12 protein-coding genes are annotated in these 16,534 nt (G+C 42.8%); 6 read left to right on the top strand and 6 right to left on the bottom strand.

The features are described from left to right. Positions 1–36: 36 nt before the first annotated feature. Positions 37–5,157 (bottom strand): zinc-dependent metalloprotease, encoded by a 5,121-nt coding sequence (locus tag A11Q_RS10000; RefSeq protein ID WP_015470690.1) that lies wholly within the window; start codon positions 5,155–5,157, stop codon positions 37–39. A 25-nt stretch (positions 5,158–5,182) separates the two neighbouring features. Then, positions 5,183–6,100 (bottom strand): hypothetical protein, encoded by a 918-nt coding sequence (locus tag A11Q_RS09995; RefSeq protein ID WP_015470689.1) that lies wholly within the window; start codon positions 6,098–6,100, stop codon positions 5,183–5,185. A gap of 129 nt (positions 6,101–6,229) precedes the next feature. Here A11Q_RS09995 and rnhA point away from each other — a divergent pair, with 129 nt between their 5' ends. After that, a complete protein-coding gene (gene rnhA / locus A11Q_RS09990) occupies positions 6,230–6,973 on the top strand; it encodes a ribonuclease HI (RefSeq protein WP_015470688.1) in 744 nt (247 codons plus the stop codon). Positions 6,974–7,058: 85 nt separating this feature from the next. Here the strand turns inward: rnhA and A11Q_RS09985 are convergent, their stop codons facing one another. The 4 genes from A11Q_RS09985 to nadB form a co-directional block, all read right to left on the bottom strand. Beyond that, on the bottom strand, positions 7,059–7,460 hold the full coding sequence (locus A11Q_RS09985; RefSeq protein ID WP_015470687.1) for an Hsp20/alpha crystallin family protein: 402 nt from the start codon (positions 7,458–7,460) through the stop codon (positions 7,059–7,061). A 123-nt stretch (positions 7,461–7,583) separates the two neighbouring features. Next, positions 7,584–8,183 carry a hypothetical protein gene (locus tag A11Q_RS09980; protein WP_015470686.1) on the bottom strand — a complete coding sequence of 200 codons (600 nt, stop codon included), beginning with the start codon at positions 8,181–8,183 and terminating at the stop codon, positions 7,584–7,586. A gap of 8 nt (positions 8,184–8,191) precedes the next feature. Next, on the bottom strand, positions 8,192–9,040 hold the full coding sequence (locus A11Q_RS09975; protein WP_015470685.1) for an alpha/beta hydrolase: 849 nt from the start codon (positions 9,038–9,040) through the stop codon (positions 8,192–8,194). A 42-nt stretch (positions 9,041–9,082) separates the two neighbouring features. Further along, positions 9,083–10,654 (bottom strand): L-aspartate oxidase, encoded by a 1,572-nt coding sequence (nadB, locus tag A11Q_RS09970; protein ID WP_015470684.1) that lies wholly within the window; start codon positions 10,652–10,654, stop codon positions 9,083–9,085. A 126-nt stretch (positions 10,655–10,780) separates the two neighbouring features. On the opposite strand from nadB, the gene A11Q_RS09965 reads away from it, so the two are divergent. Genes A11Q_RS09965 through A11Q_RS09945 form a run of 5 tightly spaced genes read left to right on the top strand, consistent with a single transcriptional unit; the run spans position 10,781 to position 16,532 of the window. Continuing rightward, on the top strand, positions 10,781–12,280 hold the full coding sequence (locus A11Q_RS09965; RefSeq protein WP_015470683.1) for a hypothetical protein: 1,500 nt from the start codon (positions 10,781–10,783) through the stop codon (positions 12,278–12,280). Beyond that, entirely contained in the window at positions 12,277–13,734 is a 1,458-nt protein-coding gene (locus tag A11Q_RS09960) for a GGDEF domain-containing response regulator (RefSeq protein WP_015470682.1), read from the top strand. Before A11Q_RS09965 ends, A11Q_RS09960 begins: the two co-directional genes overlap by 4 nt. A 7-nt stretch (positions 13,735–13,741) precedes the next feature. Then, positions 13,742–14,923, top strand: a complete 1,182-nt coding sequence (alr, locus tag A11Q_RS09955; protein ID WP_015470681.1) for an alanine racemase — start codon at positions 13,742–13,744, stop codon at positions 14,921–14,923. Next, positions 14,920–15,768 (top strand): MlaE family ABC transporter permease, encoded by an 849-nt coding sequence (locus A11Q_RS09950; protein WP_015470680.1) that lies wholly within the window; start codon positions 14,920–14,922, stop codon positions 15,766–15,768. Before alr ends, A11Q_RS09950 begins: the two co-directional genes overlap by 4 nt. Then, positions 15,768–16,532: an ABC transporter ATP-binding protein gene (locus tag A11Q_RS09945; RefSeq protein ID WP_015470679.1), complete on the top strand. Its 765-nt coding sequence runs from the start codon at positions 15,768–15,770 to the stop codon at positions 16,530–16,532. Before A11Q_RS09950 ends, A11Q_RS09945 begins: the two co-directional genes overlap by 1 nt. Positions 16,533–16,534: the final 2 nt, after the last annotated feature.

Below are 16,534 nucleotides of genomic sequence, written 5' to 3'. Positions count from 1 at the left end.
GTGCATAACAAGCACTGCAAGAGCGAGTTTTGCGAGTTATGGGCTAACAAGGTCCGGATCAACAGCACTTGAAAACAAAGATAACTTTTCAATTACATCCTGTTGATGCGAAAGCTCATTTTCAATGCGGTTTACAGGAGCTAACCATGACACAATTGTACTGGCTGTAATAGCTCGAGACCCCGGTACTTTAACTTCGACTTCTTCCGTAGCATTGTACAAAAAGTCGTAGGCTGTGCTGACTAATTGCAGTTGCGCTAGGGATTCGTTCCGTGTTTTCAACTCAGCAAAGCTAGAGCGAATCATAGAAGCCACCATGGCTGCGTTAGCAGGGCTTTGCGCTTCAATCGTAGTCTTTGCTCGCATCACTTGATCAGCTAAAGTCAGAGCCGAACGTACCATCTCGACTTGCTTTTCTAAATTCACTTCAGATTCGGCCGTATCAAGACGTTTACTTAGCAGGAGTCCATCAGCATTTAGTTCTCGTAATTGAGCGACAAAAGCGTTGGCTTTCGCGTCAGCTTCAGATTTTGCTGCAGCAATCGCCGGATTTTCTTGTAGATACTGATCTAAACTTTTTTGACGAGCCGCTTTGCACGCATCACTATTCATGTCGGCATTACAAGCGGCTGCGATCAGTGCATTGATCGGCTGTCGGTATTTAGAGTCTGCCTCTAGAAGTTGCGCCATGCCAGTCCACAGAACTTCACGTTGAGTCATGTAAAACTCATTACGAGCGGCCGCATTTACTAATACAGATGAACCCCATGCATTTTGAGGAGCATAGTACACACGTGTATCAGATAAAGAGCGATCTTGTCCCGGCTTAACTGAGTTGAAGCGATCTTTCGGTGCATTCGCTAAAGAAGAGCGTGCTATTTTGAACATATCTGAAAAAGGATCATGTGCTGACCATTTAGATTCAGCTAGTCCAATCACAGTGGCAAGGGCTGTTTGATTCGATAGATCACGACTGATTTGTACTGGAATAGACGTGTTTAACAGTCCCCCTGATGGAGAGAAAAATCCAGCTTTAAGATTATTCATCAAGACACCTAAAACTGTATTTAATGTCAAAGAGTCTGTTGGGTCTGACATACCCAAGAACCACTGTTCAAAATTGATGTACGAGATATTACTGCTTTGAGCATCCAGAGCGTTCGGAGCTGCTGTTGACTGCATCAAGAACAACATAGAAAAGATTCTGTCATAAGCAATACCGATCGTATCTATTTTATCACGAGACATTAAAACATCGCGTGTAGATCGACTTTCTAGAACTTTAACATCGCGAACCTCTTTGCCTTCTGGATTTTTGTAAGTATATGGAATAGCAATCAGGCGTGGGTTAGGTCCGATTTCACCAGTCGCAAGTCTTTCTGGCATTAACGAGACATTATTGGCTTCAGGAGTACGTAGTAATTCATGGAAGAATTGATAGCCTTTAAGGGCTGCCAACAACTGATCATTTACTACAAGTGAACTTTGCTCCTCTGATAAACCGGTTCCATTGATGAGGTTGATAATAGCTTCATCCAAGAACGAACGGATATTTTGGAATAAAGAAATATTACGGGTGATCACTTGTACTTTTTGCGAACCACCGAAGATAATCTTGTCGTACACGTAATTGCGATTGATATAACCACGATGATAATCTTGTATTAAATTATCTACGATTTCTTGTGCGCCTCCACCTGTATCGAAGCGGGTACAAAGTGCACTTGAAGAAACTCCTGTGTCATCACATTGAGCGTAGTATTTTGTAAGACCAAGAGTATTCAACGTATCTTTAGTCATGTGGACGTAAGAGGCTGCAGAAGCCGGTTGATTCTTTTTAAGCGCAACCACTTTTGCTAAATCTTCTATGCTCACTAGATTTTGCGAACTAACTTTAGGACCTAATTGCTGGAACTGTTCATCACTGGCTGTCACAGTCGGATTGATTTCAACTAAACCCGTATAAGCTGCGCGTACAGCATGGGCATCATAAGGCCCCGGTCCTGCGTAGTGCATATCAATATCTGCTATGTAGTCCATGATAGACGAGTAGTTACGTCCTGTTGGGCGGTCTTTGTCTTCAGGAAATTCGTAATTCGCCTTATCTGTAGAGGCTTTGAAGTTATGCATCAATCCAAATGCATGCCCTAACTCATGTGACAATGTGCTCATGATGTTTTTCTTGAAATTCAACATCAAGTTCTTATGTGGGTCTTTGTCTAAAACTAAAGCCGCATCATTGATATCATTTCTAGAGTATAAGAAACATCCCGGTCTATGTTTTGAGTTATTATCAAACTGAATAGCCGCATCTAACATTTCTGAGCGTCGGCTTAAAAGCTGTTTTGTATTTTCGTCTAAACCACCATATTGAATGAAGGCTTTGTTGACTTCTAGCTCTAATTCGTAGGGATGAGCTGATTTTTTGCTTGCGGAAATTTCAACTAACTTTTTCAGGAAAGTTTGATTGTTAAGTGCGTATTCAATTTTCTGAGGTTTAACAGCATTCTGCAAAATATCGCGGGATACGATACGGCTGAAGTTCATCTGCGCTTTTGGAGTTTTAATTCCATCTAATGCAAGTTTTAAGGCGTCACTTGTCAGTGAGCTGTTCATTAGGGGTGATAAAATCTGTCGCTGACTTGCAGAAGAAGTAACGGCATTATTTGAAGTCGTGTTAGCCCCGTTGGCTGATGCTTCTGTTAAGGAGTCTATAAGATCAGCCGAGAATATAACTTCTTGCTGAGCTAAGGCTAAAGATTTCAGTCTGCCTTTTTCTGACTCGAGCTGTTTTTCATAAGCGCGTGAGATCTCGTTAATTTTTAACAGAGTTTCCGTTTGGTTAAATGTATTTCCAGAGTAGACAATAACATTCGCCGCTTGAATAGTTCCAGAACGTGGGTTGGCCGCAGGTTGAGCCACACCTAAAAGACCATTTTCTGCGATCAGCTCTTGGAACCAGATATAGTTGCGATCAAGATCACCTAAATGACCTGTATTGTCTCCTTCATCAATGACGATCTCAACATAGTCTCCGCGTCTTTCTAGTGGTGTGCCACGGAAGGCATAGCGAAGAGTTTTGTTCCACTCATCAATGACTTGGCGAGTAGCTGAAATGATCAACTCACGTCGTTCAGGGTTGGTTACTTCGGAGTTATTTAATCCACCGACGTAGTATTTTAATTTTTTTCCATTACGGAAGTCGTGAAGAATCGGCATGTACTTTTCGCTACCATCACGATTCATCAGCGAACCATTTCCAGTTACGCGATCAGCTAATGTAAAGACTCCGTAGTTAAAGGCAGCCTGCGCCATGTGTGAAATATTGGCCGTGAACTGCGTATCAGATTCAGGTTTTGTGTGTTTTAAGAACGAGATACGTTCTACCACATTAAAGTTGAACTGATAGGAACCGCCCCAATAAGCCGAGTTCACATCTTTTACAGGAACGCAGGAAAGATCAGGACGTACAGTGTAAGAACCACTGAGTGAGTAGTTTAAAACACCATCTGTTGCCAGACGCATATCTGTGTCAGTCACACGCAATGATGAAGTGGCCGCAAAGCAACTGCCACCCGCATAGAAAGCCAGCGGAGACGTCGAATCCGGTACTGTATTGCGAGTCCAATCAATGACGGCGTATTCAGCCTGTTCTTTTGTGGTCTCTTGAGGTTTCGGAATCGTGAGAGTGGCCCCGCGTGCATCCGTATTACTCATGCGAATATATTTCACTGGGAATGACATCAGCTCTTCACGGTCTTTTGCACCTTGCCCTGTGTACTTGATAAGGGATTGTTGGTTGCGAACCACAATGCGATTGTCTTCTAACTCAAAGCGCACAATCGCCATATCGCCGGATGTTCCTGTGCGTCCTAGGAACATATTAGATGCCGACTCGAATGTACGGCGGTAGAAAAACTCACCTTGAATGTCCGCTAATTTAATAGTGCTGTTGGGATCTAATGCTCCCGAAATATCAACTTGTGCTGCAGCTATATTTTCTTGAATTTCAACAAGCCCAATAGAGCGTGAGCGGTCGACATTTTCAAACTCGATGGCACTGCCTGAAATACCCGATTCGATTTCAGCAAGACGAGCTGTTTTATAAGAGACAGGGATATTGGCTTTTAAGATCAAAACACAGTCGGCATCAGCAGAGGTCATATGAGCCCGTACAGCAGGATCTTGGCAAGAGAGGATCTCTTGATTCCCTGCGTGATTGCGTAAAAGACGTAGTTGGTTTTCGTTCAATTGAGATGTCTGAGTGACTTCGTAAATACGCATGTATTCAGCATCAAGACGCGTGAAGACCTTTTTATCTGGTTCGATAAAGCGCATGCCTATAGAAAGACGGCTTTGAAGCTCTTCAGCAGTGAGTAACTGGTTGTCAATTTCACTCTCGGAATAAATCTGGCGAAGTTGCTTCGTCTGGTTGATGTTTTGTCCAATCACCTGACGACTATCAGTGCGAGGGGAAATTTGAATATGCGTAGCTTCTTTCCACTCTGTACGTTGAAGTTCAAGACGAGACGTCTCTTCTTTTAAATCATTTTTTGTACGCGTTAAAGTTCCGTAGGTCTCAATTTTATATTTGAAAAGAGGGACTAGAAGTGTACCGGCGATACGTCCTTTTTTAATGCTTTCTTTTTCCTGAACCGCAGAGCGTCTGTCATTGTCAAAGGCTTGTGCTTGCACGCCTGAGTGACGAGAGCTACGCAAAGCCAGTTGGAGTTCCCGCGCCGTGAAAGCGATGGATTTTTCTACAACACTAAGCTCTGCTGGATTTTTCGAGATTTTATAAGCTGTGATGTATTCCTTATCCACCGAGAACGTCACTTCAAATTGAGCTGCGGATTGGCGGCTTAAAGGAAGATCTTGAAACATAAATTTCAAACGAGCTGGTACTAAGACATCCTGTGAGCTTAAAAGGTTTTGATCCTCAAGATCAACAGCATGAATACTGTTGCCGCGAGCTGTATCCGTAGAGCGCGCCGCCACTTTATACTGAGAGCTTTCTAACGTTTCACCAAATTCACTAATAGCAAAGACACTGGCCTGTTGTGATTCCGGCAGTTCTGCTTTACGCGTCTTCGTACAAGAGCTCATGACAGTAGCGGTCACCATCAGACTTGTTATAAAAAGCATTTGTTTTCTCATACATACTCCTTTGCTATGCAGTAGCTTAGTAGGCTACCCCTAGCGTCGCGTAAACTATGGAACTGTTTTCGTTAAAAAGACTAATATTTGTGTCCACACCATTTGGTTTCAAATTCGAACCGCTATTCGTGTGTCCAACCGCTAAAGAAAAATTCTTATTAAATGAATACGTCAGTTCTTCTGACAAGTCGAAAGAACTACGAACATTACCCTGATATGACCAACGGGCCATATTTGTAAAAGATAAGGAAAGGTCCCAATTCCCGTAGGTGTATCCCGCATTGAGGCTTTGATTTGATGAGTACTGATTTAGAACAGAGCCATTAATATTTTCGGAATAAGCATGAAAGTTTCTGCCAAATGAAACGCGGGCACCATAGGAAAAGCCATCATCTACAGGAGAAACACCAAACCCTAAGCTTCCACTAACGGATGTTTGCAATTGATCGCGGATACGAGAATTTTTTGAAACGGGAATGATTGCGCTTAACGAGTACGTTAGACGTGCATTTTGTTCTTTGTTAGACCATTTGAGTTTTGTAGGATTTAGAGCCCACGCAATAGAAGCATCTGACCAATCTGCGGCTCTTTCCGTATCGTCTCGTAAATCCTGCGAGTAACCAATAGAAAGAGAAACTGTTCCAAAAGAAAAACGCCCTGAAGGACGGAAAAGATAATCGACACTATCGCTTTTAGAGCCATCTTGAAAATCCACTAAACTTGTACTGCGAGTGGCTGTCGCTAATAAACCAAAAGTAGTAGGAGTCGCCGCTGCTGGAGCACTGACTTTTGTTTTTGATTGAGTTTTTGCACTAGCTGTTGTTGACGGCGCTTTTGAAGCCGCAGTTGAAACTACGGATGGAACCACGGACGAAGCCATAGCCGTGCTGGCTAACAATAAGACAGTGCAACAAAATAGGGAAATTGTAGCTTTCATCTTCATTTAAAGCGCTTTTCATCCTTCAGTTTTGGGTTCTGAAGTACTGTAAGCGAAGACCATACCAAGTTTTTACTCCGATTGAAGTTTGGGATAATGAGTGCCTCATCTGTATTTCTGTGGCAGGCTAACTTTATGAAAACTAATTCAATTGTGATTTACTGTGACGGCGCTTGTTCAGGAAATCCTGGCCCGGGTGGCTGGGGCAGTATTGTGATTTTAGAACAGTCAGTAGTAAAAGAGTTAGGTGGCGGCCATCCTGCAACGACTAATAACCGCATGGAGATGTCTGCCGTTATTGCCGCTTTGAACTATTCGCGTATTTTGGCGACTCAACAGAAAATTGAAAGCATTCAAGTTTTTACAGACTCGGTCTATGTCATTCGTGGGATCACACAGTGGATTCACGGATGGAAAAAGCGGGGCTGGAAAAATGCTGCGAATGAAGAGGTCTCAAATCGTGATCTGTGGATCGAGCTAGATCAAGCGGTGGCTTCTGTTAAACCCACAATTAGCGGACAGATAGAATGGAACTTTGTAAAAGGACATTCTGGTATTGCCGGTAATGAACGCTGCGATGAAATTGCCGTGGCCTTTTCGAAAAACAACTACATCGAGCTTTATGAAGGTAACGCTGCCGCCTACCTATTTGATGTCACTCAGTTACCTGAAAAAAAACCATTACCAGAAATGAAAAAGAATTCTTCAAGTGGTTCATCTACCTCTGCGTGGTACTTAAGCTATGTCAATGGGGTTTTCAGACGTCACGCCACTTGGGGAGAATGTGAAGCCGTCGTCAAAGGTCGTCCAGCTAAATTTAAAAAAGTGACGAGTGAAGCAGAAGAAGATGCGATCAAAAAATCTTGGGGTCTTTCCTAATCGACCAAAATAAAAAAGGCTAACCCATTTCGGGTTAGCCCACCGGCCTCAGTATTCAATATCTAGGGATCGAAGGAGATCAGAACTACTTAATCGTAATCGTTTTTGCCGGTTGTTTTGCAAGTAGCGGGATTTCAACGTTTAAGATGCCATCTTCAAATGCAGCCTCGACTTTATCAAGATTTACATTCTCAGGAAGATGGTAGCGACCCTCGAATTTACCTTGCGTTAAACCTTTAGTTTTTTCGCCAGAGATTTGCAGGTAGCCATCAAGTGTATCAATTTTTAGATTCTCTTTCGTTACGCCTGCTAACTCGACAGTCAACATCCATGCGGCCTTTTCCTCGTTATAAGTCATCTGAGATGACAAATGAGATGGTAATGAGTTATGAGTTGGAACCGCGTCGAAATCGCGCAGCCAATTGTTGCGAAAAAAAGGATGAGCGAATTCTCGTTCAAAATTATTTAATAGTGTAAGTGCGTTCATAATACCTCCTAAAGCAGCCCGTAAGCTGATGTTTTTGTTTTAAACATTTAATTTTTAGAAGGAAACCGGCTTCCCTTATGTTCTTAAGGTGAGGCCGGTCTAAGATATGTCAAGTTGGTCAGATTATTTTCCGAAATGAAGCTGAGTCGAAGCGTACGCACCTGTAAAGGTTAAAGTGGCAGCTTTGTTTTCAACCAAAGCTGTGGCAATTGGAAATGTGATGATATACGGAGTCGACCAGCGATTGTGGAATGGGTACATCACTTGAATCTCAGACAACGATTGTTTTACACGAACAGCTTTTCCTTCATAGCGTTGTCCATTAACCTCAAGAAAGACTTTCCAAAGGCTTTTTAAACGGGCTAAATCAGAATACTTTTTTTCCGGAGTAAAAAAGCTAACAAAGAAACGTGTACTTTCCGCATTTTCATTGATGCGTTTTTCGCGCTCATCTTTGTAGGTTTGTTCATTCCATTGAGCTAAACGCGCCGTATGTGAAAGAGCTCCATCCGTTACTTGAGAATCTAACCACGTGGCTTGAATCGTCAAAATGTTAGAGATCCCTTCATAAACTTCAGTTCTTTGTGTTTTTTCATTAATTAAAGATTGATAGCCTGCAAGTGATATTTCGGGAATTCCCTGTTGCGGCGTCAGGCGGCTAGCGCATGAAAATAAAGAAAATAGGGTGAGGGCTGTCAGTGTTGTTTTCAGTATAGTCGGCATATGGACCTCTAAGCTTTCTCGAATTGTTTCAGGAAATCGATGACGACTCTATAGACATCGACGCGAATCGTGTCGTTATAAAGTTCATGCTTTCCGCCTTCAAATATTTTAAGAGTTTTGTTTTCACAGGCAATCGCATCAAAAAACTTCAATGCACTTTCGCTGGAAACAACTGGATCATTGTCTGATATGTGCATCAATGTTGGGATACGGATATCAGTTGCACGGCTTAAGATGCGATTAAATTCGCGTTTAAAACCAAGATAGACCCCAGCTGAAATACGATTGTGTCTGTACGTGTCCTGTTCATATTCGCGCATAATATCTATATCGCGGGTCAGCTGTTCAGTTTTGATCTCATTACCTAAGGTGAGTTTAGGAACTAGAGCTTTTACGAAACCAGCGCCTTTGTCTTTCCATTCAGGAACTTCGACGGCTACGCCGAAAAGTGGAGAACTCAAAATCTGCGCGTCGGCGCTATAGCTGGTTTTTTCTGTCAAAGCACAGGTTTGAATCAGGCCACCCATCGAGTGGGCCAAAAGAACTACAGGTTTTCCCTGAACTTCCGGCAGTTTTAAGCCGTGTTCTAGGAAAATATTGAAATCCAGAACATATTCATCGAAGTCTTTTGCGTAACCGCGAATGCCTTCAGATTTACCGTGGCCGCGAAGGTCCCATCCGATGAAATTCCAACCCTGTCCCTCAAGAGCATTGATTAAGCGTTGGTAGCAATCTGAGTGTTCCGCTTGTCCATGTGTAATAAACACAGTGCCTTTTGCGTTGTCGGTGATCCACTTTTGCAAAAAAAGCTTACAGCCATCATAGCCATTAAAAAATGATTCAGAACGTTTATACATACGCCTTATGGTCTGGTTAAATCAAAATGAAGTCAAATAAGCTTACAGAATGGTATCTCGACTCTGGTCTTCGGTCTTTGGATAATCTAAAGAAAAGTGGATGCCTCTTGACTCGTGTCTGCGCAGAGCGCACTCGACTGTCAAATCTGCAACAATAGCGATATTGCGAAGCTCGATAATGTCGGCGTGAACCTTCATGTTGGAGTAATACTCTTTTACTTCAGTTTTGATATTTTTTAAGCGATGTTGGGCGCGTTGCAGACGCTTTGTAGAGCGCACGATACCGACATAGTTCCACATCAAGCGGCGAATTTCTTCCCACATGTGCGAGATCACGATCATTTCATCAGAGTCAGTTTCTTCTGGCCGCTCCCATGGTTGAGGCTCGGGAACCAGTTGCGTGGCCGCTTCTAATTCTGCCCAGTTTTCTTGTAAATGAAGAGCGCAGTTATGGGCCATGGTAAGGCATTCTAGCAGTGAATTCGAGGCAAGACGATTGGCTCCATGAAACCCTGTACACGCGGTTTCACCGATAGCAAAAAGTCCTTGAAGATCAGTTTTTCCATAGATGTCCGTGACAACTCCGCCGCAGAGATAGTGGGCGGCGGGAACTACAGGTATAGGTTGCGTGGCCATATCAATGCCATACTCAAGGCATTTGTTGTAGATATGAGGGAAGTGAGATTTTAAAAACTCTACCGGTTTATGAGTCATATCAAGGTAAACGCAGGCCTCACCTGATTTTTTCATTTCAGCATCTATACCGCGAGCGACAATGTCCCTTGGTGCCAGTGAGCCCATGTGGTGATGCTTTTTCATAAAGGCTTCACCTTGAGAGTTAATCAGCTCGCCGCCTTCGCCGCGCAGAGCTTCACTGATCAAAAAGTTACGTGAGTCCTTATGGTAAAGACATGTGGGATGAAACTGCATGAATTCTAAATTAGAAACGCGGGCTCCCGCGCGATAAGCCATTGCGATTCCGTCCCCAGTGGCGCCGCTCCAATTGGACGTGTAAAGATAGACTTTACCCGCGCCTCCGGTGGCAAGGATTGTGGCCGTGGATTTGATAATTTTAACTTCGCCGCTCGTTTTATCTAGAACGTAGGCTCCCACAATGCCGGTAGGGCCAACTAAGGATTGTTCAATTTTTTTGTTCACAAGCAAATCAATGGCAAAGTGATTTTCTAAAATACTGATATTCGAACGCTGTTTAACCTGCTGCCAAAGTTTAGAGTGGATTTCGGCTCCGGTTTGATCTTCGTGATGTAAAATGCGGCGAACTGAGTGGCCGCCTTCACGTGTAAGTTCCGTGTCGAAGTTAACTCCCCAGTCCAGAAGCTCTTGGATGCGGTCGGGAGCTTGTTCTACGAAATTGCGCACCGCTTCAGCGCGGCAGAGTCCAGCTCCGGCGGTTAAGGTGTCATCAATATGGCTAGAAAAACTATCGCCTTTGTCTACAACGGCAGCGATTCCACCCTGAGCCATAGAGCTATTTGTCGATGGAACTTTGTCTTTTGTTAAAATAAGAACGCGTTTGTCTGAAGAGATCTTCAGAGCCTGAGCCAGCGCCGCGATGCCAGAGCCTATAATGACAACATCAGTTTCTTTTTTCATATTCTATCGCTTGTTCTATGGCCTCTTAAAAAGAACTTCTAAAATAGGGCGAAAAAGTCAGTTTGTCCAAAATTAAATTAGCTGAAAAGGTTGATTCATGGGTAAAAAAAACCCTAGAATATAAGAGTGAATAAAGCACGGACGCAACTATCGAATAAGACAGGACTTGTCTTAAAAATTTCAATTGTTCTTTTTATCTTGTTGGCCACAGTGGTTTACAAGCTCAACGACTATTTTCGGGATGAAAAAGCTTTTTCGATGCAGACCAATTTAAGAAGCTCGGTAGGACTTCTTAAAACAGGTGTGGCCACTCAGCTTTCACAGTTGCGAAACACGCTTTCGTCGTATGAGCTACAGATGGATGAAGCCAATATCAATTGGGTTCAATTAGATCCTTTCTTCGCTATCGCAAGAGTGGACATGGTTTCTGGAAAGCCACATGTGCAGCAAATGATCGCGCGCTCGGGAACGATAGCTGAGCGTTGGAATACATCCTACTTAGATAAAGCTCTGACAATCAATCGCGCTCAGGCTGATCGACCGATATTGGTACAGCTCTTTCAAGATCGTGGTGGTTCTAAGTTTTTGATTTTACGTTTTAAAACCTCAGGCGCTCAGGAACTGGCAGTGGTCGGCGCAGCTGATTACTTCCAAAAGTTTTTCGATTTAGGTAGCGGAATTCGCAGTACCTCTTTACTGGCGACAACTGAGAATATGTTAGCCGCGCATACAGAGCCTGACTATATCGCCACGTTAACAGATGAAACACGTCTATCTTCGGGTCAGCAATACATCGTGGCTAAAGAGGAAGTGGCGGGAACTAACCTCGTTTCCATTTCCTATGCCTTGAAAAGTAAAGTGATCGGTGGCTTTGCGGTTCCGTGGTCGGTTGTCGGAGTTATCGCAGGTTTCGGTTGTATCTTGTTGGCTGTCCTGTTCTACAGCTTAGATCCATTAGAAAGACGTATCGAGCGCTACAAAAAACAAGAGCGCGAACAAATCTACAAAGACACATTGGGGCGGATGACAGGCAAAGCGGCCATGATGAATCCGCTGACTTTAGACAGATCTCCTGTGCAGTTAGCAGAAACTCCCATGCCAGAAAAAGCATCAGTAAAGAAAATTCTGGATGAAGATGCAGCAGCAACTCCCGTGCCTCTAGTAAAAGAAGATTCTGTCACTTACAAAAAACCACCGACAGGTTTTTATTCGATTGAAAGTCAGGCCGACGAGGCAGAAGAAGAGGTCACCATGTCTTCAACAGTGTCTTCATACGAACTAGAAGCCAATCCCGCAGACGTGCAAGATATTTTGGATGAAGAACCTACGATCAAACGCGACTTGGCTGAAGATCAATTTCTAGCTCTTCAGGACGAAAAGATTGATCTATCTGATATTGAAAGAGCTTTGGCCTTGGATGAATTTGATAATGAACCCTTATCCGAACCGGCACAAGAATCAGTTGTGGCTGATCAAGATGATTTTATTGCGAAAAACCTGACTCCACAAAAGATCAGCTTGTCTTCAATGGGTGCCCCTGTGGATAAGCCTAATTTTAAATTAGAAAAAAAGAATTTTCAGGTAGATGAATTTAAAGTGAATGTACGGCGGCCAGAAAAATCATGAATATCCGTGAAGTAGCACCTGAATTTGGCGTTTTCGTTTTTTCTCAAGATGCAGATTTGGGAAGTCGTCTTAAGTTTGCTCTTGGAATGGCGAAATACGATGTGCATTTTTTCTCGGACTTTGAAGAGATGTTTCAACGTGTACAAAGTGCAGCTCCCCATGTGATTGTTTTGGATCAAGCGGCCTTGGTGACTCCTCTTTCTGAGGTTTTCCAAAAAGTACTCGAGTCGTCTTCTGAAATACGAATGCTTTGTTTAGCTGAGTCAGAAGTGCTATCGCAATTGAATGACTATCGCGATTACAACATGGTTCAGTATTTTAACCGCGCCGAAGGTGTCGTCGTAGATCAAGTTTGTATGTCTGTAGATCAGACCTGTGAAACGCTCTATCGTCTTTACCAAAATGAACAACTGTTCAATACCTATAAAGGCACAGCCGGAGAGCTGGCATACCTGCAAGAAGAAAATGAAAAGCAGAAGATGGGTCCACAGGCTCGACCTTTTCAAACACGCATAGCCGAATATCGTGCTGCTGAAAGCAAAGAAGAACTGGTTCAAATGTTCTTTAGGCAGACAGCTAGTCAGTCATGGGCTTTCTTAAAGTACGTCAGCTCTATTCAGACTTACATTTCTGTTTCAAGTCAGAATATGCCAGACGAGTGGGTTGAAGGCCTGTCTTATAAAATTCCATCCTCTCAATCAGATTTTAACGACAAAATTTTATTGGGTGAATATCCTGAAAGCTTTTTGCAATATATAAAAGCCAAATGGGGTGTGGATACACTGAAAGTTATGCCATTACTTTTAAAGAATGAAATTGAAGGCCTGCTGATCACGCCTCAAGATATTTCTGCAGAGGTAGCGGAAGATTTTTCACTTATGAGTTTGGTGTACAATTTGATCACCCTAGAAGCTCAGCCGCAAAATCTAGATGTGGAAGATCCTTTGACTGGATTTTACAATCAGCTTTTTTATAAAAGAATTTTAGATAAAGAAATCGATAGATCGAAAAGAACATTTGCTCCTATTTCTGTAGTTAAAGTCGCGATTGATATCTTTCGCGAAATTGAAGTCAGTCATGGCAAAGCTTTCTGTGACGAGATCATCAAAAAGGTGGCTGATGTCATTAAACAAACCAGCCGTTTACCAGATTACATTTGTCGAACAGCCGAAAATGAATTTTCTTTGGTGCTGATCAACTGTAATAGAAAAGGCGCAGCTTTGCGTGCAGATCGATTACGTCAGCGCCTAAAAGGCGAAAGTTTTTCTAAGGCGGGTTTTGTTGTAACTGTCAGCCAAGGTATTAGCGAATATCCTTCGTTAACTAAGACAGCAGAAAGTCTAAATGATTCAGCTCGCAAAGCTTTAGATTTTATTATAACTAAAGGCGGAGACAAGATTTGCATTTATAAAGCTCCTAAAGATCACCAACCTGACTTTCAGGTCAATACGTGAGCTAGCTATGGAGATGTTCAGACGGACCTATGCCGACATTAATCTTGAGAATCTGATCTTTAATTGGAACCAGATTAAAAAGATTGCGGCAGATGATCGATTTATATGTCCTATGATTAAGGCCAATGCCTATGGCCATGGGGACGTTCAAATCGGTAAAACCCTTGAAAAAGAAGGGGCTAATGTCTTAGGTGTTTGTCTGATTGAAGAAGGCCTTTTATTAAGAGCTTCTGGTATTAAAACAGATATTTTAGTTTTTCGTGGCTTTGATAAGCGTGGTGCTGAAAAAATTATGGAGTATCAACTGACTCCTGTCGTGAGTTCGTGGCAACAAATTCAACATCTAGAAGCGGTAGCCGACGAGCCTATGAAAATTCATCTGAAGTTCAATACGGGGATGAGTCGTTTAGGGTTTGCTCCAAGCGAGGCCGAAAAGCTTCGTCAGTATTTTTCAAATTCTAAAAAGTTGAAACTTAAAGCGGTACTAACTCATTTTACCTCTGGTGAAGATGCGGCGTCCGCTTTAGGACAGTCTGCTCGTCAAACTCAAGTTTTTTCACAGGTGTTTGATTACTTCAAAGATATGGATGTGTACGCACATCTTTTGAATACGGGTGGTATAGTCGGCCTTGCACAGTTGCAAAGTGGTCCTCAGATTGAAAATCCTAATAAGTTATTACTGCAACAGAAGTGGGGATTTCGCCCGGGTCTTATGTTGTATGGCTACACAGGAAATGAATTACAGGGGCCAGCAGAGTTTCGGGCTGTGATGTCTTTGAAAAGCGTTGTGAATAATATGCGACGTCTTGAAGTAGGTGATTCGGTATCCTATGGCTCTACATGGGTAGCTCAGCGGCCATCGTATATAGCTGTTGTTCCCATTGGTTATGCGGATGGGATTCATCGTTTAGTTTCAAATCGGGGATATGCCCTATTGAACGGAGAACGCGTTCCTATCGTGGGACGTGTTTGTATGGATTTTTTAATGTTAGATGCGACGGATGTTGTGGAAAAAACAACTCCGGAACAATGGGTTGAAGAGGAAGTTATTCTTTTTGGTTACGATGATAAGAACAACTTTTTGTCGGCAACGGAACAGGCGCTGCATACAAATACCATTGTGTGGGAAACGCTGACGTCTGTCGGAGAGCGCGTGCCAAGACACTTTAGAGGATTGAAAAAAACATGAGTGAAGAAAACGTTAAAACCACTTGGATACAAAGATGGGCTGCAAAAATTGATACAACTATTTCTGTTGTTGTAGATAGTTTTGTTTCGAGTGTGCGTGAAGTTGGACTGATTACGATTTTTGCATGGCAAAGTCTGCGATTGCTATTTGTAAAACCATATCGCTATGGCGAAGTTTTAAAGCACATGGAATTCATCGGAAATCAATCCGTAGGAATTATCACATTAACAAGTATCTTTACCGGTTTGGCGTTATCATTTCAGGTTTACTTAGGATTTAAACTTGTCAATGCGGTGGATCTTGTTGGTCCGACAGTGGCTTTGGGGATTTCACGCGAGTTAGGTCCGGTATTAACGGGTTTGATCGTAGCCGCCCGTGCGGGTGGAGCTATGGCGGCACGTTTGGGAACGATGCGTGTGAATGAACAAATGGATGCGTTAGATGTGATGGGTGTGAATACGAAACAGTATTTGATTGCTCCACGTTTGATAGCGGCGATTATCTGTATGCCGCTGCTCACTGCATTGTTCGATTTCATGGCGATGTTTGGGTCGTGGATTTTGTGTACTAAATTGGTTGGTTTAGATCACGCGGTTTTCATGTCTAAAATCGCAGCGACAGTTGAAGTTCGTCATATTAATGAAGGTTTGATTAAAGCTGCGATCTTCGGATTGGTTTTCGCCGTTATTTGTACCTACAAAGGATTTAATACCTCAGGCGGAGCAAAAGGTGTGGGTGAAGCCACTAACCGCGGAGTCGTGATCAGTATGGTGAGCATCATTATCCTAGATTACTTCTTGATGAATTTAATTCGTATTTTCTACGTGATGACAGGGATTGGTTAATGAGCACAGCAAAAGAATACGCCGTAGTTCTAGATGATGTAAAAAAGAGTTTCGATGGACATGAGTTCATCCTAAAAGGTATTGATTTAAAAATTCCTAAAGGGAGTTTGACTTCTATTATTGGTTTCTCTGGTACGGGTAAAAGTGTGATGTTGAAGCACATGTTAGGATTGTATCGCCCGACCTCTGGTCATGTGTCGATTCTAGGGACTGATTTGAACTCTTTAGATAATGATGCCTTGACTGCATTTCGTTGTAACTATGGAGTGCTTTTCCAAAGTGCCGCACTTTTCGATGATATGACTGTATTAGAAAACGTATGCTTCCCCTTAGAAGAGCATCGTCGCCATCTTTCAAAAGAGCAGGTTTTAAAGATAGCCCAAGAAAAATTAACGATGGTGGGGTTAGATCCGAAACATAATCATAAACTACCAAGTCAGATCTCGGGTGGTATGCAGAAGCGTACTGGTCTAGCTCGTGCGCTCGCCCTTGATCCAGAAATCCTGATCTATGATGAACCGACGACAGGATTAGATCCCATTCTGACGGAAATGGTAGATAATTTAATCCTAGAAACGCACCAGGCTCGTCCTGGAACTACATCTATAATGGTATCCCACGATTTGAAAGCTGCCTTTCGAATCGCGGACTATATTGTGATGTTGGATGCGGGGAAGGTTCTTTTATCAGGAACGGCAGATGATTTTTATAAATCGGATAACGAGTTGGTTAGAAGATTTGTTGATAAAGGAATAAAACACTGAGA

The organism is Pseudobdellovibrio exovorus JSS (genome assembly GCF_000348725.1).
In the GTDB taxonomy this organism is placed as follows: Bacteria; Bdellovibrionota; Bdellovibrionia; order Bdellovibrionales; family Bdellovibrionaceae; genus Pseudobdellovibrio; species Pseudobdellovibrio exovorus.
Note: the sequence above shows the minus strand (reverse complement) of the source record. Positions and strands in the feature narration are given on the sequence as shown.

What these genes read in the sequence shown, in the direction of transcription:
- A11Q_RS10000 (WP_015470690.1), bottom strand. Translation starts at nt 5,157, where the DNA reads ATGAGAAAACAAATGCTTTTTATAACAAGTCTGATGGTGACCGCTACT.
- A11Q_RS09995 (WP_015470689.1), bottom strand. Translation starts at nt 6,100, where the DNA reads ATGAAGATGAAAGCTACAATTTCCCTATTTTGTTGCACTGTCTTATTG.
- rnhA (WP_015470688.1), top strand. Translation starts at nt 6,230, where the DNA reads ATGAAAACTAATTCAATTGTGATTTACTGTGACGGCGCTTGTTCAGGA.
- A11Q_RS09985 (WP_015470687.1), bottom strand. Translation starts at nt 7,460, where the DNA reads ATGAACGCACTTACACTATTAAATAATTTTGAACGAGAATTCGCTCAT.
- A11Q_RS09980 (WP_015470686.1), bottom strand. Translation starts at nt 8,183, where the DNA reads ATGCCGACTATACTGAAAACAACACTGACAGCCCTCACCCTATTTTCT.
- A11Q_RS09975 (WP_015470685.1), bottom strand. Translation starts at nt 9,040, where the DNA reads ATGTATAAACGTTCTGAATCATTTTTTAATGGCTATGATGGCTGTAAG.
- nadB (WP_015470684.1), bottom strand. Translation starts at nt 10,654, where the DNA reads ATGAAAAAAGAAACTGATGTTGTCATTATAGGCTCTGGCATCGCGGCG.
- A11Q_RS09960 (WP_015470682.1), top strand. Translation starts at nt 12,277, where the DNA reads ATGAATATCCGTGAAGTAGCACCTGAATTTGGCGTTTTCGTTTTTTCT.
- alr (WP_015470681.1), top strand. Translation starts at nt 13,742, where the DNA reads ATGGAGATGTTCAGACGGACCTATGCCGACATTAATCTTGAGAATCTG.
- A11Q_RS09950 (WP_015470680.1), top strand. Translation starts at nt 14,920, where the DNA reads ATGAGTGAAGAAAACGTTAAAACCACTTGGATACAAAGATGGGCTGCA.
- A11Q_RS09945 (WP_015470679.1), top strand. Translation starts at nt 15,768, where the DNA reads ATGAGCACAGCAAAAGAATACGCCGTAGTTCTAGATGATGTAAAAAAG.